Consider the following 1,260-nt stretch of genomic DNA (forward strand, 5'->3'; position numbering starts at 1 on the left):
AGTCTACTTGCTTTGAAGAAGCCATTCAGAGGAAAGAATGGGCAGATGCCATGACAGAGGAATACCAATCCATAATAAAGAATGATGTATGGGAAATAGTTCCCAGACCAAAAAGTAAGGATGTGGTATCATCAAAATGGCTCTTCAAAATAAAACATGTTGCTGATGGAAGTATTGAGAAATATAAAGCAAGATTTGTCGCTCGTGGCTTTTCCCAGAAGGAAGGCATTGACTATGAAGAGACATTCGCTCCTGTGGCCAGATACACTTCGATCAGAACCATTATAGCTCTTGCTGCCAAGATGAAATGGAAGTTGCACCAGATGGACGTGAAGACAGCTTTCCTGAATGGTGTTATCGAAGAGGAAGTGTATATAGAGCAACCCCAAGGATTTGAGGTTGAAGACAGGAAGTCTCATGTCTGCAAATTGAAGAAAGCCTTATACGGATTGAAGCAAGCTCCCAGAGCTTGGTATGGCCGTATAGACAGTTTCTTGACGAGCTTGGGCTTTACCAAGAGTAAAGCAGATTCTAACCTCTACTTCAAGGTTATGAACAATGAGCCAGTAATATTACTGCTATATGTGGATGACTTATTCTTAACTGGAGAAGAAAAGCTCATCACTGAATGTAAAAAGAGACTTGCCTCAGAATTTGAAATGAAAGACCTTGGCCTAATGCATTATTTCTTAGGTCTTGAGGTATGGCAGAGTCCTGAAAGGATCTTCCTTAACCAAGGGAAGTATACGGTTGAAATCTTGAAGAGATTCGACATGTTGGAATGCAAGCCCATGAATACACCCATGGAAGCGAAGCTGAAGCTGTTGGTCGATACTTCGTCAGAGTTGATTGATGCCACACTGTACAGACAGATTATTGGATCGTTGATGTACCTGACGAACACCAGACCAGACATTTGTTTTGCCGTGAACACCTTGAGTCAGTTTCTGGTAGAACCCAGACGTGTTCACCTAGTGGCTGCAAAACATGTGATGAGGTACCTTAAAGGTACAATGGATTATGGTCTCAGCTATGATGGAGATCATGACTTCACACTGAGTGGATATACTGATGCAGATTGGGCAGGAAGCGTTGCTGACAGAAAAAGCACTTCCGGATGTTGTTTCAGTTTGGGATCAGCTATGATCTCATGGCAGAGTAGGAAGCAATCTAGTATTTTTCTCAGCACAATGGAAGCAGAATACATTGTTGCATGTTCTGCCAGCTATGAAGCTATATGGCTTCGAAAGTTGTTGACCA

General features: G+C 42.2%; 1 protein-coding gene. It reads left to right on the plus strand.

What is annotated here, in order from left to right; all coding sequences use genetic code 11:
* Positions 1 to 50 precede the first annotated feature (50 nt).
* A partial coding sequence (locus tag NUW87_RS11325) for a Ty1/Copia family ribonuclease HI (RefSeq protein ID WP_269028622.1) occupies positions 51 to 1,260 on the plus strand: 1,210 nt, incomplete at its 3' end.

Source organism: Corynebacterium pilbarense, assembly GCF_026930265.1.
Lineage (GTDB): Bacteria > Actinomycetota > Actinomycetes > Mycobacteriales > Mycobacteriaceae > Corynebacterium > Corynebacterium pilbarense.